Source organism: Bradyrhizobium sp. AUGA SZCCT0222, from assembly GCF_018130205.1.
Lineage (GTDB): Bacteria > Pseudomonadota > Alphaproteobacteria > Rhizobiales > Xanthobacteraceae > Bradyrhizobium.
In genome coordinates this window covers 1-22,745 of record NZ_JAFCLX010000031.1, presented here as the reverse complement: position 1 = coordinate 22,745, position 22,745 = coordinate 1, and the positions used below count along the sequence as shown (strand labels likewise).

Below are 22,745 nucleotides of genomic sequence, written 5' to 3'. Positions count from 1 at the left end.
ATGAATCGGCCACAGACGGGCCGTCGTCCTTCGAGGCGCGCAAGAGCGCGCACCTCAGGATGACGGAATGGCCGGTGCCCCTCACGCCACCAGGCTAAACCTTACCCCGCACAGATCAAACCCGTCCCCGGTCACCTTGCAGCCCTTCGCCCTGGCCGCATCGCGCACCTTGGCGATATCGGCGACCCTGAACGTCAGCCCGCTCATCAGATCGGCAGGCCCGTTGACGAAGCGGAAGCTGGCGTTGGGCAGTTTCAGCTCCGGCTCGCCCTTCGCGTTCTTGCTGACGGCGACGCCGATGATCTTGCCCCAATGCGCGGCCAGCACCTCCGATTCGGGGCTTTCCATCTCGACGTCAGTCAGCGCCAGCGTCACATCCTTTCGGATCGACTTTTGCCAGTCGGGACCGGCCGGCGGATAGATTCCCAGAATGTCGTCGCTGCCTTCGGTGTGGTTGAACTCGATAAAGGCGGCGCGGCAATCGCGCGGGTGCAGTTGCACGCCGTGATACGGCGCGTGCGTGATCACGTTCGCGGTGCGCACGCCCATCTCGTTGGCGCGCTTGCCATAGGCATCGGGATCATCGCAGCAGAAGATCGCCATATAGCCGCCGCGGCCGCCATTCTTGTCGATGAAGCGCCCCGCCGCGGTGCCCGGCTGGAACGGCGCCACCACTTCCAGCAGGATCGTGTCGACCGGCAGCAGCGCGTTCTCGAGGCCGTATTTGGCGACATTGCCGTCGCGGAAGCACTCGTTCAGCCCCATGATCGCGGCAATGTCCGAAATCACGGGTTCCAGTTTCGGCGCCACCAGGCAGATCTGCCGCAGCCTCATATAGCCGGCCATATCGCGACCCTCTCAGTGATTCTGGAATACGGGCTTGCGCTTCTCGACGAACGCCTTCGCCGCTTCCTTGTGATCGAGGGTCTCGCCCGAACGCGAATGGTGGATCGCCTCGGCATCAAAACATTCTTCCAGCGACATCGTCTCGGCGTTGTTGATGTTGCGCTTGATGTAGCCGAGCGTGATCGACGGGCCCTGCGCCAGCGACAGCGCCAGATCATGCGCGACCGCCTCGACTTCCGCGTCGGGCACCACCTTGGTCACCATGCCGAGGTTGTAGGCTTCCTGCGCGCTGAGCACCGGCGAGGTCAGATACAATTCGCGCGCCTTGGCGCTGCCGAGCATCTGCGTGAGGAAATACGTGCCGCCGTAGTCGCCGGACAATCCGACTTTTGCAAACGCCGTCGTGATCTTGCACGACGCGCTGGCAACACGAAGATCGCAGGCGAGCGCGATCGAAAGCCCGGCGCCGGCCGCGGCGCCATCGACCTGCGCCACCACGGGCTTTTGCATCTGGTGCAGGATGCGAGAGACTTCCATGCCGCGGCGGAGATTGACCATCTTGGCTTCGAACGACAGCGGCGCCCGGCCCTCCGCCATCGATTTGACGTCGCCGCCGACGCAGAACGTGCCGCCGGCGCCCTTCAGCAACACCGCGCGCACCTCGTGATCCTCGGCCGCGCGCCGCGCCGCCTCGACGAGCCCGCGCGTCATGTCCGGATTGAGCGCGTTGCGCCGGTCGGGGCGGTTCATGATGATGGTGAGCAAGCCCTGGTCGAGCTGCTGGAGGACCATTTCGTTCTGGCTCATGTGCGGGTTTCCTTGTCGTTATTCGTTATGTTTCCAAGCCGTCATTGCGAGCGAAGCGAAGCAATCCATTGCCCGCCTGAGGAAAGATGGATTGCTTCGTCGCTACGCTCCTCGCAATGACGAGGCTCCAATTTCTATTTCTTCACTAATGGGCAGCGCGACAATTCCAGCGACTGGAATGCCTCGTTGCCGGGAATGGTCGTCAGCAGCTTGTAATTGTCCCAACGGCCTTTCGATTCCGACGGCTTCTTGACTTCGAACAGGTACATGTCGTGCACCATGCGGCCGTCCTCGCGGATCTTGGCGTTCTTGGCGAACATGTCGTTGATCGGCGTTTCCTTCATGATTTTCATGACGGCCGCCGAATCGGTGGTGCCTGCGGCCTTCACCGCCTTCAGATAATGCGTGACGGAAGAGTAAACCCCGGCCTGCGCCGACGTCGGCACGCGCTTGATGCGTTCCATGAAGCGTTTTGAGAACGCGCGGGTCTCGTCGTTGAGGTCCCAGTAAAAGGCTTCCGCGAGCAGCAGGCCCTGTGCGGTTTCCAGCCCGATACTGTCGATATCGGTGACGAAAGCGAGCAACGGCGCGACCTTCTGGCCGCTCTTCGTAATTCCAAACTCGGCGGCCTGCTTGATGGCGTTGATGGTGTCGCCGCCGGCATTGGCGAGGCCGATCATCTTGGCCTTGGAAGATTGCGCCTGCAGCAGGAACGAGGAGAAGTCGGACGTGTTGAGCGGATGCCGCACGCTGCCGAGCACCTTGCCGCCGGACTTCGTCACGACATTGGCGGTGTCCTTTTCCAGATCATGCCCGAACGCATAGTCCGCGGTCAAAAAGTACCAGCTGTCGAGGCCCTGCTTGACGGAGGCCAGGCCGGTCACATTGGCCTGGCCGTAGGTGTCGAACACGTAGTGGACGGTCAGGGGACCGCAGGCTTCGTTGGTGAGCCGGATCGAGCCGGGCCCGTTGAAGATCACGATCTTGTTGCGCGCCTTGGCGATCTCGCCGGCAGCCAGCGCGGTCGCGGACGCCGCCACGTCGTACAGCATCTCGACGCCCTGATTATCGAACATGTCGCGGGCGATGTTGGCGGAAAGGTCGGCCTTGTTCTGGTGATCGGCCGCGATGATCTCGATCTTGCGGCCGAGCACCTCGCCGCCGAAATCCTCTACCGCCATTTTCGCCGCATATTCGCTTCCGGCGCCTGTAATGTCGGCATACAGGCTCGACATGTCGAGGATGCCGCCGAGCTTGAGCGGCGGCTTGGCCTGCGCCAGTGCCGCCGTGCTCGACATCGCCAGAACAGCGGCGAAAATACCTGTGACAACACGCTTCATGAAGGCCTCCCCTTTTTTGGCTGCCGCTTGCCTGCGGCTTCGAATTTCACGCGGCGCGATCATGCCGCATGGCACCCACAGCGGCAAGGCGCGCGCGGAGCGCGCCTCGCATGCGTTTTTCCGTTAAGCGGAATGGAGGTGATGCGAACCGGATCGGAATATGCTATGTTTCGAACATGCCGAAAACGAAGCAACCAGATCCGAAGACCAAGAAAAAGGGCGGCTTTGTCCTTGGCCGCGACAGCTTCGGCAAGATCAGCGCCGTCGAGGGCATTCGGCTGACCCCAGCCATGAAAAAAAGGGCAGCCGACGCGGAGCGAAAGGGATTGTCGGCGGAGGAATATCGCCAGACCATTGTGCGTTCGTATCGCAAGGGCTGAGCACCCCACGGTATGTATGACGCGATCGACGATCCCTACACCTACGAAAACTCGACGGTTCTCGTAAATAAGCTCGATCTGCGCGACCGGGATCAACTGGATGCTTACGAGGCCGAGATCTCCAACGCGCGATCGGAAGAGCCCCTGCCCGAGGGCAAGCTAGATTTTGCGCATTTCTGCGCCGTCCACCACCATCTGTTTCAGGATGTTTACGACTGGGCAGGCAAGCCCCGAACAGTGCGTATCTCGAAGCAGGGAAATCCGTTCTGTTTTCCCGAGCACATTGAAGCTCAGGCAGCGAAGCTGTTTGCCGAACTGAAGGCGGTCAACTTTCTTGAAAACCTTGAATTCGATGATTTCTCAACCCGGGCTGCGCATTTCCTGTCCGAGTTGAACGCGATTCACGCGTTCCGCGAAGGCAACGGCCGTACCCAGCTGACTTTCTTTGCTCTGCTGGCCGACAACGCCAGCCATCCACTTGACCTCGAAAAGCTTGACCCCGAATTGATGCTCAAGGCCATGATCGAGAGCTTCGCGGGCGACGAGAAAGAACTGTCCCGCGTGATCAGGGAGCTTATCACCTAAACGAAAATACTCTCTCCTTCACAGGCTCTCACCCCAGCAACCCCTTCCCGGCACATGGGTCATATTTTCGGATAGCAATTGGGACGCAGCATACAGAAACAGGCCGGGACCAATAGCACCGGTATGACCCATCAGGCATTGCGTTGCGGATCATGGGTCGCGGCCTGCCTGATATTCCTGTTCGCCTCCACGCCCGCCATATCAGCCGGCTGCGCGTTCGAACCGCAGGGCGAAGGCCGCGTCGTCGCCGTGATCGACGCGCGCAGCTTTCGCCTCGATGACGGCCGCGAAATCCGCCTCGCCGGCATCGTGCCGTCAGTCACGGACAAGGCGAACGGCGCGGCAGCCCTGGCATCGATCGTCACCGGGCGCGACGTGACGCTGCGCAGCGGCGACGACGCGCCGGACCGTTATGGCCGCCAGTCCGCCTTCGTATTCCTGCCGGGTTCCGAGACGCCGGTACAAAGCGAGCTGCTGCGCCGTGGCGAGGCGCTGGTTTCGACCGAAATGGCCGACAAGGACTGCGCCGCGGAACTGGCGGCCGCCGAGGCCGAGGCGCGGCGGGCTAAAAGAGGAACCTGGGCCGATCCGGCGGCCATAAAAAACGCGGAAAGTCCCGGCGATATTTTGGCCGGGATTGGGCGCTTTTCGGTGGTCGAGGGCAAGGTTTTGTCCGTGCGGCAGGCAGGGGCAACGACCTATCTGAATTTTGGCCGGAACTGGACACGGGACTTTGCTGTGACTATTTCAAGGCGCATGATGCCGGCGTTCGAGGCGGCCGGGCTGTCGCCTAAGTCCTTCGAAAATCGACGGATTCGTGTCCGCGGCTATGTCGAGGCGCGGGGTGGGCCACGGATCGACGTGCTCCGGGTGGGACAGATTGAAGTACTCGGCGGGAATTAGCTCGTTCGGAAGAGAAGAGTGGGCTGACGTGACGAAGCGTTCGGGATGGCGCGAGGGAAGTACAGGCCGCCGCCTTTTGGCTGCGCCGGCCGTGCTGTGCGCTGCTTTGACGCTGGCGGCCTGCGGCAGTGTCGGCGGCAAGTTCGAGACAGCAGCGCCGACGGCCACGTCGCCCGCCAAGCCGAACCGCACCGTAGCACAGACGCCGGCGAGCGAGCGCGAGCATGAGCGCATCCTCTCCTCCTATGGCGGCGCCTATGACGATCCAAAGCTGGAAGCGCTGATCAGCAAAACCGTCGACCGGCTCGTCGCGGCCTCCGACCGTCCCGACCAGGCCTATCGCGTGACAATCCTGAATTCCGGCGCGGTCAACGCGTTCGCTCTGCCGACCGGCCAGCTCTATGTGACGCGCGGCCTGATCGCGCTCGCCAGCGACACCTCGGAATTGTCCTCGGTGCTGAGCCACGAAATGGCGCATGTGCTGGCCAAGCACGCCTCGATCCGCGACGACAAGGCAAGGCAGGCCGCCGTCGTCACCCGCGTCGTCACCGACATGAGCAACGATCCGGATCTGACCGCGCTGGCGCTCGCGAAAACAAAACTGACGATGGCAAGCTTCTCCCGCGCCCAGGAGTTCGAGGCCGACGGCATCGGCGTCGGCATTTCGGCGCGCGCGCATTTCGATCCCTATGGCGCCTCGCGCTTCCTGAGCGCGATGGAGCGCAACGCGGCGCTGAAGGCCGGCAAGACCTCGCTCGATCCCCGCGCGCAGGACTTTTTATCTTCGCACCCGGCAACTCCGGAGCGCGTGCAGAATGCGCAGAACTCGGCCCGGCAATTCTCGTCGCCGGAAGGCGGCGAGCGCGACCGCGAGACTTATCTCGCCGCGATCGACAACATCGTCTATGGCGAAGACCCCAGCGAAGGTTTTGTGCGCGGGCGGCGCTTCCTGCATCCCAAGCTCGGTTTCAGCTTTGCCGCTCCCGACACGTTCACGCTCGACAACACCGCGCAGGCCGTGATCGGCGTCCGCGAGGGCGGCTCGCAGGCGATGCGCTTCGACGTGGTGCGGGTGCCGGCCGAGCAGACGCTCGGCGATTACCTCAATTCCGGCTGGATGGAAGGCGTCGAGAAGGCTTCGACCGAGGACCTCACCATCAACGGCTTCCCGGCGGCGTCGGCCTCTGCGAGTGGCGACCAGTGGCAGTTCAAGGTCTACGCGCTGCGCTTCGGCAGCGACGTCTACCGCTTCATTTTTGCCGCCAAGCAGAAGACCACCGAAAGCGAGCGCAACGCGCGCGAGACCGTCAACTCGTTCCGCCGCCTGACGCTCGAGGAGATTCAGGCGGCACGTCCGTTGCGCATCAAAGTCATCACCGTGCAGCCCGGCGACACCGTGGAATCGCTCTCGCACCGCATGGCCGGCGTCGACCGCCCGGCCCAGCGCTTCCGCATCCTCAACGGCCTCGACGCCAACGCCCAGGTCAAGACCCGCGACCGCGTCAAGATCGTGGTGGATTGACGCGCGAAGCGCGTCATCTCCGATGCGCAATTGCGCGTCTGGGGGCTGGTCTCTTCTTAATCGTCGTCCCGGCGAAGGCCGGGACCCATAACCACCGATGTACATTGTTGCACGACGCTGTTGCTCCAGCGGATACAACCATGCGCATCGGTGGCTATGGGTCCCGGATCGCGCTTCGCTTGTCCGGGACGACGGATAGTTTGCCGTCACGAGGACAATTGCGCCTCAGTGCCTGCTCGGCTCAAGCACCACGACCAAACCCGTCATTTCCGGTTCATGCGGCCTCAGACTGGTGAGCGTCGCATCGCTCCAGTCGGCCAGACTGACGACTTCGCCGCTTTGAGCCTCGGTCTCCGGCGCGCCGGTAGGTTCGAGAACCTTGAGGCCGCGGTTATCCAGAAAGAACGTGTGGTTCCCGAACAAATTGTTCAGCTGGGGGACCGCCGGATGATCGTCGGGAAGAACCTCGGCCTGGAACTGGCTCAGGGTTTGTTTAACCTGTGTCGAGCTCAACTTCATGATCTGCTCCATCTGGTGCGCGATTTTGTTGGTGCGGGATTCTGCCCTGTCTGGGTGTGTTCCCCTCCTGTCTGTTCCCGCGTGCATCGGACAAGCCCAAGGCAAGGGCAAGGCAAATCCAATTCGTTCCCGGGCGTGCGATCGTGGATCGGGGTGCAGCCAAAGCTCTGAATGTTGCCGGCCACATGCCTCGAATGAATCCGCCCTGAAAACGTTCCGGCTTCTCACGGTAAATTTCCAGGACACGTTCGCTCCTGATCGCGAGCCTGCCGAATACGGTGCAAGCGGCTCAAGCAGCGACAAGCCGCTCGATTTCGGCAACCGGATGCGACGTCAGTTCCTTTGGAATTTCCGCGATCACGCGCGCGATGACCTCCGCGTGGAGGGCCTTGCGAAGATTGCCCAGCACTTTCGGCGGGGCGATGATGACAAGCTTCTCGAAAAGATTGGCATGGGCATGGCGATACAGCGCGTCGGCCAGCTCGCCGGCAAACCTCTCCTCGGCAATGTGGTGCCAATCTGTTTCTTCCATGGCGCTCCGGGCCACACCAACACTTCCATTGGATCGCCCCGGACGATCGGTACCCTGCTCGCGGGTCGGCGGATTGTCGCGCTCGATAATGCGTTCGACGACAAGGTGGACTTGATGCGCGGTGCCTTTGTTGCGCAGGAAGAGCGCCTTTTGACCGTCGCCGACCAGGATAAGCGCGTTATGGGGAACTTGCGGTGTGAGTTCCGTAGCCATTCTTGCTCCAATCAGTTGCGTTGATTGACAACGCCAGAGCCAAGATAGGTTTCCGCAAGGAGATGCCGGCGTCGGCATCGACATCGCGTCAAATGCGCACGCGATAGATCTGCACCGCAGACTGCGTAAGATCTCCGTCGTCCCGGACAAGCGAGCGTAGCGAGCGCGATCCGGGACCCATAACCACCGATGTTGGTTGTCTGCACGACGCTGGAGCTACAGCGGATTCTAACTACGCATATTCGTGGTTATGGGTCCCCGCCTTCGCGGGGACGACGTGGGGTTAGATATCGCCTCAAAACAAAAAGCCCGGTCTCTCGACCGGGCTTTTCGCAATTCAACCTGTGAAGCGCAGCTTACGCCGCCTCGTCCGCAACGGCAGCATCGTCACCGTCGGCATCGGCTTCATCACCTTCACCGTCAGCTTCGCTGCCGGCTTCGGTCTTGGCGCCGCGGCGCGGGCTCTTGGCGAGCTGGCTCTCGATTTCCTTGACCGCTTCGGTCTCCGTCGAATGCTGGACGACGGCGATTTCGCGCGACAGGCGATCGAGCGCCGCTTCATAGAGCTGGCGTTCGCTGTAGGACTGTTCGGGCTGCGATTCCGAGCGATAGAGATCGCGCACCACTTCGGCGATCGCAACGATGTCGCCCGAATTGATCTTTGCTTCGTATTCCTGCGCTCGGCGCGACCACATCGTGCGTTTTACGCGCGCGCGGCCTTTGAGCGTCTCGAGGGCCTTCTTGACCAGCGCCGGATCGGACAGCTTGCGCATGCCGACATTGGCGACCTTGGCGGTCGGCACCCGCAGCGTCATCTTGTCCTTCATGAAATTGATCACGAACAGCTCAAGCTTGGCGCCTGCGATCTCCTGCTCCTCGATCGCCAGGATCTGGCCGACACCGTGAGCGGGATAGACCACGAATTCATTGGCCTTGAAGCCCTGACGCTGGGTCACGACCTTCTTCGGCTCCTCCACGCGCGGGGCGGCAGCCTTCGGGGCCACCACGGCGGCCTTCGGAGCCACAACAGCGGCCTTGGGCGCAGCAACGGCAGCCTTGGGAGCAACAGCGGCAGCTTTGGGGGCAGTCTTGGCGGCGACCTTCGAGGCAGTGGCCTTCGAAGCCGTCGCTTTCGCGGCGGTTTTTGCAGTCTTATCTGGCATTGAGCTTCTTTTGTTTTTCGAGGACTTTGTGGCTGCAGCCTTCTTGGCTTCCTTTACAGACGCCTTGGCACGGCCTTTGGTTGCGCTGCGGCTGGCCGCGGCGGCTTTTTTCGAAGTCTTTGAAACACTCTTTTTACGCGTTTTCTGTGACACAGCCTGCGCGCGGAACTGCCACGCCCCTGTTCGATGTTTTTTACGGAACCACCGGGAGGGCCAAAGTTACGCAAGGCCGGATCCGGCTTGTAATGTGCCCAATATAGCACATTTTCCGCAAAAATCAATGATTTACGCCCTGTTTCGGACCTTCTCAGGGACCTTTCGGTCATAAGTCCGTCAACAAGGTTAAATCGGCAGGCTGTGTATGGGTCTGGCGGCTCCGAATTAGGTTCAAATTAGGTCCGGAGCGGTCTCAACTGGTCTCGAAGGGGCGATCCGAATCAGTCCCCGCTACCGGGTTCCTTGGAAAAATATTTCTCGAACTTGCCTTCCACACCCTCGAATTCTTTCGCGTCGGGCGGCTGGTCCTTCTTCTGGGTGATGTTGGGCCAGGCCTTGGCGTATTCGGTGTTGACCTCGAGCCACTTCTCCAGGCCCGGCTCGGTGTCCGGCTTGATGGCGTCGGCGGGACATTCGGGTTCGCAGACGCCACAGTCGATGCACTCGTCGGGATGGATGACCAGCATGTTCTCGCCCTCGTAGAAGCAGTCCACGGGGCAGACCTCTACGCAGTCGGTATATTTGCATTTGATGCAGGCATCAGTGACGACGTAAGTCATCCATAACTCCGAAAGAATTGGCTCCGAAACGATCAAGTTTTTCCGGGGTTTGCGTAGCGCATGAACTGCGCAGCCGCAAGGGAAGAGCAAGGCAACGACAAGCAGGGCACAGCGCCGGAGAGCTTGGGTCTTCAAGCGCCCGACGGGCTCGTTTGCAGATAGTCATTCCCTGCGGTTCTGCAAATCCTCGTACAGCACGCGCGCAGCCGCGGCATCGCCCCGCCGCTCGGAGAAGCCGGCTACCTTCAGCACCCGCACCGAATTGTCGAGCCCGATGGTGACGACGTCGCCGAGCTTCACGGCATGTCCCGGAGCCTTCTCGCGCACGCCGTTGATGCGGACGTGGCCGGCTTCGACCAATGCGGCAGCACTCGTGCGGGCCTTCACCACCCGCGCATGCCACAGCCATTTATCGAGACGCTGTCGCTCCAATCAACCTGCTCGAACGTAGCGTTTTCAAGCGAAGCCTGTCCCGCACTTGATGCGGGATGGGTACCGGTTCGCGTGAAGAAAACGCGTCAAAAAATAAATCTAGCGATCCTTGTTGCCGGCGAGCTGTTCCTTCAGCGCCGCCAGTTTTGCAAATGGCGAATTGGGATCGATCGGCCGGTCGCGCTCGCGCGGCGCGGCGCTGGTGGCGTATTGCCGATGCGACGGACCAGAGTCGCGCTTGTCGCGGCCGCCCTTGTCACGCCCACCGAAATCGCGGCCACCTTTATCGCGCCCACCGCCCTTGTTGCGGTCACCCTTGTTGCGATCGCCGCCGAATTTCTCCGGACGACCACCGCCCTTGTTGTCGCGGCGGTTGTCATTGTCGCGGCCCTTGCCTTCAAAGCGCTCGCGCGGCGGACGGCTGTCGGCACGCGCTTCCTGCGGTGCGCCCTCTGCCGGCGGCGTGGCGTTGGCATCAGCGGGTGCGCCCTCGCGCGGCTTGCGGAACTCGTTGTGACGGCGGCCGCGGCGATGACGCTGCTCGCGTCCGGGCGCTGCAGCCTCGCCGCCTTCACCGGCGGCAGCCGCCGCGGGCGCAGCAACGTCGGCGCTCCTGTTCTGCGGGCGCCCGTGATGACGCTGGCGGTTGCGGTCGTGGTGTGGACGGCGTTCTTCCGAACGGCCACCGGGCCGCCAGACTTCCACCATCTCGGGCACGACAGGCGCATCGGGCTCAGCGGCAGCTTCTGTTGGTGCAGCGTCCGCCGGGGCGGCGTCGCTGGCGACGGTTTCGGTCGTGGCTTCAGCGGCAGGCGCTTCTTCAGGCGCGGCGGCCACTTCGGACGCAGCGACTGGCGCTTCCACGACCGGTGCTTCGGCCGGCGCAGGCTCTGCGGCGGCTTCGACAACAGGTTCAGCTTCCACCGCGGGCGCTTCGGCCGGCGCCGGCGCCAGGGTGACCTCGGGCAGCAAGGCGGCCGATGGCGCGGGGTCGCCGGAGACCGGCTGGGCCGCGGTCTCGTCAGCAGCTTCGACTGGCGCTTCTGCCGACGCTTCCACCGGCGCGTCTGCGGTGGCTTCGGTCGGCGCGGCCGCATCGGTCACAGCATCAGTGCCCTCAACCGGCGCGGCTTCCGCTGCAACGATCGGCTCAGTCGCCGCGACCGGCTTCGGCGGCAGCGGCGCGCGGCGCTCGGAACGATAGCCGAGCGCGCGCAGGATCGAGGCGAAATCTTCGCCGGCTGATCCCGTCAGCGAGGTCATCGCCTGCGTCACCACAAAGCTGCGGCCATCGAACGCGCCGGCGGGCTTTTCGCCCGGCGAACTTTCGCGCCAGGCCAAAGCGGGACGGATCAGATCGGCAAGACGCTCCAGAATATCGACGCGCACCGCGCGCTCGCCGCACTGGCGATAGCCGAGCACGCGATAGGCATCGCGCGCCAGCGCCTTGTCGACCGCGAACGAGGTGCGGCCGCTACTCGCCAGATGCTGCGCACCCGACAGCGCCGACATATCGACATTGTCCTGCTTCTCGGCCCACAGCAGCGAGGCGAGCGAGCGCGCCGCGGGCTTCAACAGGCCCGGGAAATAGATGTGATAGGCGCCGAAGCGGACGCCGTATTTGCGCAGCGTCGCGCGCGAGGGCTGGTCGAGATCCTTCATCTCGGCGGTGATCTTTGAACGCTCGAGCACGCCGAGCGCCTCGATCAACTGGAATGCGATGCCGCGCGCGATGCCGGTGATGTCCTCGGCCTTGGCAAGCCCGAACAGCGGGCCCAGCAATTTCTCGATATGCGTTTTGAGCCACAAATCGAGCCGCGTCTGCACGGCTTCGCGCGCCGCGCCATTGAGGCGATCGTCGGAAATGATGCGCAGCCGCGGATGCAGCGCGTCGTCGGCGGCGACGAGCTTTGCCACCGCATCGCCGGTCCAGCGGATGGTGCCGTCGGAGGTCAGCACGAAGGCGTCGTCGGGCGCAGCGCTAAGCTTTTCGGCGCGCGTGTCGATCTCGCCGGCCAGCACCTGCTGTGCTGCCGCCTGCAACGCCTTGGCGTCGCTTCCGGCCTCCGCCGCATCTGGTGCAAAGGTGAATCCGTCGAGGCGGCCGATCACATGGCCTTCAACGATCACTTCGCCGGTCTTGCCGATTTCCGTATTCAAAACACTGTTCTCCCGCAGGCGGCGCATCAATACACTGGTACGGCGGTCAACGAAACGCTCCGTTAGCCGTTCATGCAGCGCATCGGACAATTTATTTTCGACCTCGCGCGTGATCCCCTGCCAGTGATCGGGGTCACCCAGCCAGTCCGGCCGGTTGGCGACGAAGGTCCAGGTGCGGATTTGCGCGATCCGGCCCGACAGCGTGTCGATATCGCCGGTGACGCGGTCGGCCTGGTCGACCTGGGCCGCGAACCATTCGTCGGGAATCCGGCCCTTTTTCATCAGGAATCCGTACAGCGTGGTCACGAGTTCGGCATGGGCGGCGGGCGCCAGGCGCCGATAATCCGGGATCTGGCAGGCGTCCCACAGCCGTTCCACGGCTGATGGCCCGTGGGCCATTTCCCGCACCTCGGCGTCGCGTGCCGCATGATCGAGCACGCGCAGATCCTCCGCAATTGGCGCGCGGGTCAGCACTTCGTGCTGCGGCGAGAGCGCCAGCGAGACCTGCAAACTGCCGAGCGAGGCGAAATCCAGCTTGGAATTGCGCCACTGCAGCATTTTGACGCTGTCGAACGTGTGGTTCTGCAGCGCGTTCACCAGTTCCGGCTCGAACGGCGCGCAGCGGCCCGTGGTGCCGAAGGTGCCGTTGCGCGTGGCGCGGCCGGCACGGCCCGCGATCTGTGCAAACTCCGACGGGTTCAAGCGGCGGAACTGGTAGCCGTCGTATTTGCGGTCGGACGCAAACGCCACGTGATCGACGTCGAGGTTGAGGCCCATGCCGACGGCGTCGGTGGCGACGAGATAATCGACATCGCCGTTCTGGAACATCTCGACCTGCGCATTGCGTGTGCGCGGTGACAGCGAGCCCAGCACGACAGCCGCACCGCCATGCTGGCGGCGGATCAACTCCGCAATGGCGTAGACTTCGTCAGCCGAGAACGCGACGATCGCGGTCCTTCTCGGTTGGCGCGTGATCTTGCGGTCGCCGGCGAATTCGAGCTGCGACAATCTGGGACGCGTCACGATCGACGCGCCCGGCAGCAGCCGCTCGATAATGGGCCGCATCGTCGCTGCCCCCAGCAGCAGCGTCTCGTCGCGGCCGCGGCGGTGCAGGATGCGATCGGTGAAGACATGCCCGCGTTCGAGATCCGCCGCGATCTGGATTTCATCGACCGCGAGGAACGACACGTCGATGTCGCGCGGCATCGCTTCCACCGTCGACACCCAGTAGCGCGGGTTCTTCGGCTTGATCTTCTCCTCGCCGGTGATCAGCGCAACGCTATCTGCACCGGCGCGCGCGGCGATCTTGTTGTAGACCTCGCGCGCGAGCAGCCGCAGCGGCAGGCCGATGATCCCCGACGAATGCCCGAGCATCCGCTCGATGGCGAGATGCGTCTTGCCGGTGTTGGTCGGCCCCAGCACCGCGGTAACGCCGGCGCCGGGAGCCCGTTCATGTCCAAACGTGGACGAGTAGGAGAAAGCCATAATTTGCAGGTGTTTCTTTGATTTTTCGCCGTCATTGCGAGCGAAGCGAAGCAATCCATCGCGCTACCAAGGAAGTATGGATTGCTTCGTCGCTTCGCTCCTCGCAATGACGGAAATCGTCGGTTTGTGTGTCAGTTTGCGACGGTGATGCGGTCGCGGCTTAAGCTCTGGAACGAGTCTAGAACGAATCGCGCCCGAATCGCTGACTCTTACTTAAACTGGCTTCGTTCACCGCAACATCCAGCGTTAGCGCTCATGATGCGGCACTAGATCAAGTTTGCCTTGGCTCCACAAGGCGGGGTTTTCACGCGAATTCCTTAAAGGTTGAGAGGGTTCGGAGTCGAATCAGAAGCGGCGAAGAGTCAATGGGATTCCTTGGGTCTCTTGTCGTCCCGGCGAAGGCCGGGACCCATACGCCGCGGCCGTGCCGTTTGAGCCGGTCGAAGTTGCAACTGCTGCAACAATGAATGCCTGTGGTTATGGGTCCCGGCCTTCGCCGGGACGACAGCGATTACTGCGTCTTCGCCACCCTTGGCGGCGCCGCCGTTGTGACAAAACTCGTGGCTTCCAGCATCGCGGGGCCGAACGGGGTCGGGATCGTCATGCGGAATGGAACCAGGATGCGGGTGCCCGCGATCGGCACGAAGGCGATCTCGATGTTGCGCTGGGCGGCGAGGTGCTTGATCACGGGCCGATCGGGGATATAGCCCGCGATCGGCGTGAAATAGACGGAACAGACCACGGCCGGCCCATGATAGCCGCGCTCGGCCTTCACATTTTCCATGCGCTTGTAGTCGAGCTTGAGGTCATAGCGCAGCCGGCCGTCGAAGATGCCGGTGCCGGTGCGGCAGGCCTCCGGCGACAGCGGATCGGCCGTTCCGGGCACGCGGATCATCGCGCCCGTCATCGGATCGAGCACGTTTTTGCGATGCGCTTCGGTGACGACGATGCGGTCGGGATCGACAGGCGGTTCCGGATCGATGGAAAAATCCTTCACCCCGCCGTTGGCGATCACGAGGCGGACGGTCTCGGATTTCTTCGAACTCGTGGTGGTCGCGGTATAGGCGTTGGCGACCAGCGCGCCACCCACGACGCGGCCTTGCGAGGCGCCGGAACCCTTGCCGCCCGAAAACGCCTGCAGCAGGCCGGTGGAACCGCCCTGCGCGGAGGCGGAAAACGCATCATCGCCGATTTCGATGGTCCAGGTGCCCTTGCCGACGGGAATGCCCGCCAGCGACGCCTCGTAATGGGCATCGAGCCGCCCTTGCGCGGAGGCTTCCAGCGGCGCCAGCCACAGCAGAGCGCCGGCCGCAAGACTGCCCACCAGGCCGAAACGATGCGAAATGGCACGTGTGGTCACGTAACTGACGGTCCTGCTGGCGCGAGCGCTGGTTTATGTAGTCAAAAATATCCGGCAATCAACGCGTGGGTGGTCCCTCGCGGTGGCTCAATCCGCGGGGAACAGAGATGTCGGCGGGGATTGCGCCCTTTATATGGTCCTAACGTCTTGATATCCTTAAACCCTTGTAATGGCTTCCAAACCGGCAATGCTGTCTTCCCAGGGATACGCAAAATCTTAAGCGAAACCCCGCAAAACCTTGACGCCTAGGGCCTGCCGCCCTATACGTCCGCGGTTCCTGGAAATGGACATGATTTTGGACCCCCGCGCGGCGCCATAGTGCGCTCGGCTGTTGCGGGGATGGAAGAGGATTTTGTGCGATGTCTCGGCGCTGCGAACTGACGGCCAAGGGCCCGCTGGTGGGTAACAAGGTGAGCCACTCGAACATCAAGACCAAGCGGCGCTTCCTGCCGAACCTGGTCAACGTGACCTTCATCTCCGACGCGCTCGGCCGCAACGTGCGCCTGCGCGTCTCGACCAATGCGCTCAAGAGCGTCGACCACAATGGCGGCCTCGACGGCTACCTGCTCAAGGCCAAGGCCGACGTGCTGTCGCCCCGCGCGCTGGATCTCAAGCGCGCGATCCAGAAGAAGGTCGGCAAGCCGGAATACGTGAAGAAGGCGAGCTAAAGTCGAATCTCCCTCGCCCCGCTCTTGCGGGGAGAGGGGCTCTCTCCGAGCAAAGAATTTCTAACGGCTGGGTCGAAAGACCCGGCCGTTTTTGTTTCTCCAAGTGACGCTGAAAAGCCCGTTGGGCGGCAGCCCGAAACATAAATTGTCAACGTGGGGCTAGCATCGGGTCCCACCCCACAAGGCCATCATAGGAAAATGACAGGAAAGCTGAGATTCGCTTTCCCTCGTCATCCTTTGAAAGCTTGTCTAAGGGAGTGATCCTGACCATTAAACTTTGACCGAGATCAAGAGTGGCGTTCTGCGGACCTCTGTAGTTCCGCATTGTCCCTTCGACCCGCCCAAGCTGAGCGTCCAGTCGCTTCCGATCAGGATTGTCCGGTGCACGGATGAGCGAGGGCGGGTCAAAATCAAGATCAGAAAAGTTTGCTATACGAAAGCGCGCCCCCTCCTGTTTCAACCATTCATATGACCAAGCTCGTTCTCCGAACGGCCTGTTAACCTGAGATTTCTTGATCCAATCATTCACTTGCAAAGCCAGTCCTTCACGAGGCGAGGGCGCCGGGAGCCAGCGAAGGAAATAGAAAACATACAAATAAAAGACCGGATCAACCGATCTAGGATTCAAGTTATGCCAATCGAGCAGGCGTTCGATAGCAATGTTCACATCAAAGCCGCGCAGGCGACGATATGCGCTGAGCCATCGACGAACATCAGCGTCACGAACCCCCTGCTGATGAATATTGCGCTCCATCATAAGCGCAATCGTTTGCAGGTCTCCTTGACTTATTGAGTTCCAGTTGTGTTTAGCGCGCGCTATTATCGCAGAACATAACGCTCGGCGTACGGCCATATCCTCATAGCGAGATGCCAAGATGCGGAGATCGCTGATTACCTTATCTATCTTTCCATAGACAAGATCCCACTCAGCAATTGCACGCCGAGCGCGAATTGAAGTCTGCGGGCGACGCTTTAGCTCGTCGATGGACTCTTCCGCCAAAGCAAGCGCATCAAGATACCAACCACGCGATGATTGCCGCAGGAACTGTCCAAGGTAGGTGGCTTTTGCAAGTTCGCTTGCGAAGCGTAGTAGCGTGCTTACAGTCTGAATTGTCGCCACAAGTCCGTATTCGTTGCCAGGCTTCATCGCGGTCGCCCGCGTAAACGCATCCACAGCCGCTTGAAAATCACTTCTCGTGTCGCCCTCGATCGATTGCAAAGCCCTCCCTTCGTTGCTTGCCTCACGCAAACGTTGTTCCATCCGCACTCGATAGGCCATACCAACCACGTGCACGAGTGCCGCATCTCCATCATCTCGAGACGTGCGCTCAACGGCGGTCGCAATCGTTACCGCTTCCTCGACTTCCTTGGGCTCCTCATAGAGCAAATGGCGAGCAAGGTGGGCTGCGTAATGCGATCCTTTTGGCCACAACTGGACGACACGACGAAATATCGTACGTGCCTGCGCCACGTTACCGAGATCATTTATTAAGGGCGAAAACCTTCGTTGTGTCGCAATGCCGCCCGTTTGAATGTCATTGTCTGCCTCAATCGCGCTTTCAATATCGCGCGTAATGAAGAGAGTTTGCACTATAGTTTCGATTCGATCGGACACCCTATGAGTGAGGGATGCGAGATGAGTGAGTAACGTACTTGAGAATAGAGACAGATCAACGCGCCATTGACCATCAGCTCTTGATAGGGCGGCCAACACCTTCTCCGCCAGCAAGGCGTGCGAGACTTTAACATGAGAGGCTGTCGTTAACAGAAAGAGGGATTCTCTTGCGACAGGCCACTTACTTTCATTAAAGCGGACACATAGCTCGTCGTAATCATAGATTGGGAACCCGTCATTGGAGTACACACTTACTAAACAAAGGTCTATCAGCAGGGATTTTGCGATCGGATCCATAGCCTGATCGATAACGTCTTGAACGAGGCGATCAGCTCCCAGAAAATTCTCCCCAAAAGCCGTGAGCCCGAAGAAGAATGGATTGCGCTGTTCTTGCAGTTCCGACGAACTGCTCAGTCGCTGGATGGCTTTGCGACGTGCATCATCATTCACCTGCTCGAGATAAGCGTCACGAAACAGAGTCACCTCCGTATCCTCGAGCTTTCCTGAAAGAATTTCCTTGCTTTCGCGATATCCGTACGCCCGAGAGACCCACAAGAAGACTGCACGAGTATTGTCTTCTCGGAGTTGTCGCAGGAGGCCCTCTCTTTCGCTCTCTGTCACCACAACGGATTCCATGAGAACCAACACAGGGAGGGATGAGAATTGAAATATATCCCGCAGGTAGGAAGCGGTATCGGAGCTGATTTGATCAAGCAACACGACCGGATAGCGCTCCATGAACTCCCACGCAAGGCGCCGTCCCAGAGTAGTTCCTCCTGCACTTGGTTCATGCAACAGATTGACCGTTCGATTGCTTGATGCCCGTAAGCCTTCCTCTATTTCGTCGTAGTAGCGTGCAAAGGCTGCCTTACGCCCTACATCGAGATTCTGAGCGAGTTCGGCCCATTCAATCGGCATGCCGCGGCGAAAGTCGCGACCAAATACTCGGCCAGGTGGAAAGGTTTGCGCACGAGCCCGAAACAGAAGCGTAAGGTCGCGACTGACTCTTGCCAGGAGGTTTGGTGGGATTTCGGCTAGCGAAAATGCCGTGCCCTCCCGCCGTGGCAGCAACGCAACATCGATGTCTCGCGTTGGGGCCGCGGCGCGCGCGCCGTCGAGAACGATCACGGCAGCATCTACAGTCGATCTTATTGACCGTATTCCATCCAGTTGGCCGCCTTGCGGGTCATCAGAAACTACAACGATGGGAGCAAGCGTATCGCCAAAAGCGGTATCAAGGCTCTCGGCAACTAGCCTAATTTGATCAAAAGGAAATGCGTTAGCCAAAATGAGGGCTCTGACCTCAACGGGCGATGCACTTTCTGAAATGCCCGTAAGGATGTCGTCGAGAGAGCGTCGATAACGGCGGCGCCATTCCGACGGTGTTGGCGACGGCTCTACCCCCGAAATGTCGCTCCGACCGTTTGCGAAATGCCAAAGTCCGCCTCGCGCAAAGAGTCTAAAGTCTGGCAATTGCTGTCCAGGCCAACTTTGGCGGAACAAACGCCCGCTGAGCTGGATCTCATTTTCTGAGGGCGGGCGTTCGCGAAAATCAATGATTAATGACCAAGGAAGTGAGGAAATCTCCTTCGGAACAGACTGAGGTGAATTAGGGATAACCAATACATTGAAGCCATCGGAATCGAAGTACTTTACTTTCCTCCACTCCTCCGACGCCGGTGTAGTACCACCAGGCGGAAGGACTTTCCCCAGAATCGGCACTTCTGTTTCAGACGGGAAAAGGCTTTCGATTGAAACCGAAAGCGAATCTAAAAATTGATTCAGGAACGAAGCCGCCCAGACAAACGATTGCTGATATTGAGACGCGCTAAGACCGCCCGAACTATTACCTTCGCGCGGAATCTTATGGAGAAAAGCCAAACCAGCAGCGACTTGCGCGAGAAGAAATTGGAGCTTCAGATCGTCCATCCGATCTGGGTAGTTTCTGGCGACAAGCGCGAACATATCTCGGCGAGCTTCGAGAATATCCTCCACCCAACCTCGCTCGTCAGGCTCCAGCATGGGACTGGAAGCATTGCGGGAAAGGGCGAGGACAAATTCTAACCAGCGGCGATCTCCGAGCTGGTCCATTTGCCGGAGCATGGTTGCCAGTTCAAGATAAGCATGATCGAAAAAAAATAGAGATTTCGATTGATAAGTTGCTAGATCGACTAGCTGTACATCAACCTCATAAGGATCTTGGCCCACGTTGATAAACAGATTTTGCGAATGACAATCACCGTGGACCGGACCCGAAAGAGGCCTGAGCGGGGACATGAGGCTCGGCGATACAGCAAAGTAGTATGGATTGGGCAGGATCCGATTGTTATGAACAAACCGCGCTCGGACAAGAAAATCCTCTCCGAGAAAAGATGAAATATTGGCTGTAATCCGGCCCCCCTTTGTCGGCGTCAGCTTATAGCCCACGGCTTCAGAAACAGCATTCTGCGGGGATTGGTGTTGTCCAAACGCAAACAGATGCGGAGTCCACGCAATCGTTGCGAACCTGCTGTAAGCTGAACGAAACAGCCGAAGAGATGCCACTAGTGGTCGCCAGGTCAGGCGCGATCCGCCAGCAAGCTTCATCAAAAGACAATAGTGCGAGTCGCCTCTTTCGCTTAGGACAAGAAATGGAAGCTTACCCGAGAAGGCTCCATCATTCAGCGCCTGTTTCTGCCGAGTCTGTCCTGCCGGCCGGGATCGCATCGACCTTGAGAACGTAGACGCCGTCATGGCTCCCTGAACAATCCACCAACGCAACAAATGCCGTGGACTTTCCGGTGGGGAAGACTTCTCTTAGCTCAACCCTCGTCCCATGCTTCTTTTCTATCTGCAGAATGAAGTCATGCACTGGGCTAGGAAGCTCGTTCCGCATGTTCGGCTGCCCCAATTCAAGTTTGCCGGCTGAAGCTGAAGAATCGTACAACATTGATTGTAGGATGAGAAGTTACTAAAACCAGTGGTTGAGATACTTATGGACAAGTACTCAATGGGTCATCTACTTGCATGGGTTTGCAGATGCCTTACGCTTGGCTATGCAAGCACGCGCGGCGCAGGCTTTGTACGCCTCCAGCAAACGAAATATCTGGCGCCTTTAACGGCAGGCGCTTGAAGCAACTCCCGGGAAAGCCTTCATCAGAGCAGCTCTATTTCTCCCAAGTTGCGTTACACCAGCCTATTGCCTGCGAGTCTGTCATGAGAAACATCGTCATCTGCTGCGACGGCACCGGCAACGAGATCTCCGAAAACATCTCCAATGTGCTGAAGCTCTATCGCTGCCTGCGCAAGACCGAGAAGACCGAGCCGCGGCAGCTGGTGTTTTACGATCCGGGCGTCGGCACGCTGGCACGGCCGAACACCTGGCACCGGCTCAGGCAGAATTTCAACGCCATCCTGGGGCTGGCCACCGGCTATGGGCTCGATGACAACGTGCTGGCGGCCTATTGCTTCCTGGTGCAGAACTGGCGCGAGGGCGACCAGATCTACCTGTTCGGCTTTTCCCGCGGCGCCTACACCGTGCGGGTGCTGGCGGGGCTGATCCACAAGATCGGCCTGATCACGGAAGAGCAGGCCAATCTGGCTGGCAGCGGCCTGATCGCCTACAAGGCGTTCTCCAGCGACGAGGCGCCGAAGCTGCGCGAAAAATTCAGGGGGCGCGTCGACGCCGCCGCCGCCGAGGATGCCGAGCCGCCCTCGCCGTTCGACAACGCCGCGCAGTTCGCGCGCATCACCTCGGCGCGCTGGCCCACCATCCGATTCGTCGGCGTCTGGGATACGGTGGCGAGCGTGATCGTGCCGCGGCCCGACCGGTTCTATCTCCCGAGTCTGGAGGAACTGGCCTGGACGCTGCAGAACCCGAGCGTGCAGATTTTCCGGCAGGCGATCTCGATCGACGAGCGGCGCTGCATGTTCCGGCTAAAGAAGTGGGACGCGCCGCAGACCTACAAGTCGGTCCGCTTCAACGACGTGAAGGACGCGCCGCAGGATATTTTGCAGGTATGGTTCTCAGGCGTGCATGCCGATATCGGCGGCGGCTATCCGGAAAAGCAATCCGGTCTCTCCAAATATCCGCTGCTCTGGATGATCGACGAGGCCGAAAAAGCCGGCCTCAGGTTCAACCACGCCAACGTCAACCAGCTCGCCTGGGGCATTCCGCGGAAGGGAAGCCCGTTCTCCTATGTCGCGCCCGATGTGCGCGGCGAGGTGCATAATTCGCTTGTTGGCGCGTGGTGGCTTCTCGAATTCTTGCCGAAGAGCGCGAAATACCGGGAGTGGCCGAAGCGGCAGGTGTATTTCGGGTTCTACATTCCGGACGCGGAGCCGCGGGTGATTCCGGAGGGCGCTGTCATTCATGAGTCGGTGGCGAAGCGGATGGCCGAGGTGAAGGATTATCGGCCGGTGAATTTGCCGGAGAGGTACGAGACGTGGCCGATGCCGGTGAAGGCGGAAGCGGTGGAGATGCCGGCGGAGGTGTGAGGCCTAACATCTTGCGTCGTCCCGGCGAAGGCCGGGACCCATAACCACAGGATTGGATTTTGGGCACAATCGTCGAACAGCGTCTCTCAACACAAACGACACGGCGTATGGGTCCCGGCCTTCGCCGGGACGACAATTTGCACTGGCCGGGCTCGTAACCACATGACCACGCCCCGCACCTACTACGTCTACATCCTCGCCTCTGCCCGCCACGGAACGCTCTACATCGGCGTCTGCAACGATCTCAGCAACCGCCTCACGATGCATCGCGCCGGACGCGGGTCGGAGTTCGTCAAGAAGTACGGCGTTACGCGCCTGGTCTACATGGAGACGTATGCCTCGCCGCAGGAAGCCATAGCGCGCGAGAAGCAGTTGAAGAACTGGCATCGCGACTGGAAGGTACGGTTGATCGAGGAAGAGAATCCTGAATGGAGCGATCTGTCGCATCTGCTTTAGTCGTCGTCCTGTCTTGTGTCGTCGTTCCGGCTTTTGTTGTCGCCCCAACTCTTGTTGTCGTCCCGGCGAAGGCCGGGACCCATACGCCGCGGCGCTTGTGTTGAGAGAAGTTGTTCGACGACTTCGCCTAAACCACTAAATCCTGTGGTTATGGGTCCCGGCCTTCGCCGGGACGACGAGAAACTGCGACAAAACAACACGACGGCCGCGCCCGGCGCAGCCTTGGCGAAGCCGGGGCAAATCAGTTCTGATCTTCAGAAATCATGTCAAGTCCAAAATTTCCGAAAATCAAAAATATTTCTCTTCCCTTCCACCCCAAATCACCTGCACATCAATAGCCATCCCGTCCCACTCAGAGGGGCGTCGGCCGTCGTCATGACGAGGGGCGGGGATGCGGTGGACGCTGATGTTGCGATTGACGGTCGCGGCTGATGCGTACGGTGAAAGCGTGTGGTCCTGGCGCCCGTAACGGCGTCAAGCCTTTCGGAAGCCAACGCTTCCGAGGGG

At 60.5% G+C, this 22,745-nt stretch carries 18 protein-coding genes; 7 read left to right on the top strand and 11 right to left on the bottom strand.

The window, feature by feature from the left end:
• Positions 1 to 81: 81 nt before the first annotated feature.
• The 3 genes from JQ629_RS24420 to JQ629_RS24410 form a co-directional block, all read right to left on the bottom strand.
• Positions 82 to 846, bottom strand: coding sequence for a VOC family protein (locus JQ629_RS24420; RefSeq protein ID WP_212414814.1), 765 nt, complete (start codon positions 844 to 846; stop codon positions 82 to 84).
• A 12-nt stretch (positions 847 to 858) separates the two neighbouring features.
• Positions 859 to 1,653 (bottom strand): enoyl-CoA hydratase, encoded by a 795-nt coding sequence (locus JQ629_RS24415; protein WP_212265691.1) that lies wholly within the window; start codon positions 1,651 to 1,653, stop codon positions 859 to 861.
• A gap of 134 nt (positions 1,654 to 1,787) precedes the next feature.
• Complete coding sequence (locus JQ629_RS24410; protein WP_212414813.1) at positions 1,788 to 2,993, bottom strand: ABC transporter substrate-binding protein; 1,206 nt, start codon at positions 2,991 to 2,993, stop codon at positions 1,788 to 1,790.
• A gap of 110 nt (positions 2,994 to 3,103) precedes the next feature.
• On the opposite strand from JQ629_RS24410, the gene JQ629_RS24405 reads away from it, so the two are divergent.
• From JQ629_RS24405 to JQ629_RS24390, 4 genes are all read left to right on the top strand, one after another.
• Entirely contained in the window at positions 3,104 to 3,373 is a 270-nt protein-coding gene (locus JQ629_RS24405; RefSeq protein ID WP_249135247.1) for a hypothetical protein, read from the top strand.
• A 12-nt stretch (positions 3,374 to 3,385) separates the two neighbouring features.
• Entirely contained in the window at positions 3,386 to 3,958 is a 573-nt protein-coding gene (locus JQ629_RS24400) for a Fic/DOC family protein (RefSeq protein ID WP_212414812.1), read from the top strand.
• 123 nt (positions 3,959 to 4,081) lie between these two features.
• Entirely contained in the window at positions 4,082 to 4,861 is a 780-nt protein-coding gene (locus JQ629_RS24395; protein ID WP_212414811.1) for a thermonuclease family protein, read from the top strand.
• 28 nt (positions 4,862 to 4,889) lie between these two features.
• Positions 4,890 to 6,383, top strand: coding sequence for a M48 family metalloprotease (locus JQ629_RS24390; RefSeq protein ID WP_349631317.1), 1,494 nt, complete (start codon positions 4,890 to 4,892; stop codon positions 6,381 to 6,383).
• A 225-nt stretch (positions 6,384 to 6,608) separates the two neighbouring features.
• On the opposite strand, the gene JQ629_RS24385 is transcribed toward JQ629_RS24390, so the two are convergent.
• The 7 genes from JQ629_RS24385 to JQ629_RS24355 form a co-directional block, all read right to left on the bottom strand.
• A complete protein-coding gene (locus tag JQ629_RS24385; RefSeq protein WP_212414809.1) occupies positions 6,609 to 6,902 on the bottom strand; it encodes a hypothetical protein in 294 nt (97 codons plus the stop codon).
• A 289-nt stretch (positions 6,903 to 7,191) separates the two neighbouring features.
• Positions 7,192 to 7,647, bottom strand: a complete 456-nt coding sequence (locus JQ629_RS24380) for a host attachment family protein (RefSeq protein ID WP_212414808.1) — start codon at positions 7,645 to 7,647, stop codon at positions 7,192 to 7,194.
• A gap of 356 nt (positions 7,648 to 8,003) precedes the next feature.
• Positions 8,004 to 8,810 (bottom strand): CarD family transcriptional regulator, encoded by an 807-nt coding sequence (locus JQ629_RS24375; RefSeq protein ID WP_212414807.1) that lies wholly within the window; start codon positions 8,808 to 8,810, stop codon positions 8,004 to 8,006.
• Positions 8,811 to 9,247: 437 nt separating this feature from the next.
• A complete protein-coding gene (gene fdxA / locus JQ629_RS24370; RefSeq protein WP_192736497.1) occupies positions 9,248 to 9,586 on the bottom strand; it encodes a ferredoxin FdxA in 339 nt (112 codons plus the stop codon).
• A gap of 162 nt (positions 9,587 to 9,748) precedes the next feature.
• Positions 9,749 to 10,018, bottom strand: a complete 270-nt coding sequence (locus JQ629_RS24365) for an RNA-binding S4 domain-containing protein (protein WP_212414806.1) — start codon at positions 10,016 to 10,018, stop codon at positions 9,749 to 9,751.
• Between the two features lie 99 nt (positions 10,019 to 10,117).
• Positions 10,118 to 13,663 (bottom strand): helicase-related protein, encoded by a 3,546-nt coding sequence (locus JQ629_RS24360; protein WP_212414805.1) that lies wholly within the window; start codon positions 13,661 to 13,663, stop codon positions 10,118 to 10,120.
• A gap of 511 nt (positions 13,664 to 14,174) precedes the next feature.
• Entirely contained in the window at positions 14,175 to 14,987 is an 813-nt protein-coding gene (locus JQ629_RS24355; protein WP_502753283.1) for a DUF3108 domain-containing protein, read from the bottom strand.
• A 395-nt stretch (positions 14,988 to 15,382) separates the two neighbouring features.
• Between JQ629_RS24355 and rpmB the strand changes: the two genes are divergently transcribed.
• A complete protein-coding gene (gene rpmB / locus JQ629_RS24350) occupies positions 15,383 to 15,691 on the top strand; it encodes a 50S ribosomal protein L28 (RefSeq protein WP_192736494.1) in 309 nt (102 codons plus the stop codon).
• Between the two features lie 148 nt (positions 15,692 to 15,839).
• Here rpmB and JQ629_RS24345 read toward each other — a convergent pair whose 3' ends face one another.
• On the bottom strand, positions 15,840 to 19,892 hold the full coding sequence (locus tag JQ629_RS24345; protein WP_212414804.1) for a tetratricopeptide repeat protein: 4,053 nt from the start codon (positions 19,890 to 19,892) through the stop codon (positions 15,840 to 15,842).
• A gap of 609 nt (positions 19,893 to 20,501) precedes the next feature.
• On the opposite strand from JQ629_RS24345, the gene JQ629_RS24340 reads away from it, so the two are divergent.
• Both JQ629_RS24340 and JQ629_RS24335 read left to right on the top strand, forming a co-directional pair.
• On the top strand, positions 20,502 to 21,782 hold the full coding sequence (locus JQ629_RS24340) for a T6SS phospholipase effector Tle1-like catalytic domain-containing protein (protein WP_212414803.1): 1,281 nt from the start codon (positions 20,502 to 20,504) through the stop codon (positions 21,780 to 21,782).
• Positions 21,783 to 21,944: 162 nt separating this feature from the next.
• Entirely contained in the window at positions 21,945 to 22,238 is a 294-nt protein-coding gene (locus JQ629_RS24335) for a GIY-YIG nuclease family protein (protein WP_212414802.1), read from the top strand.
• Positions 22,239 to 22,745 lie beyond the last annotated feature (507 nt).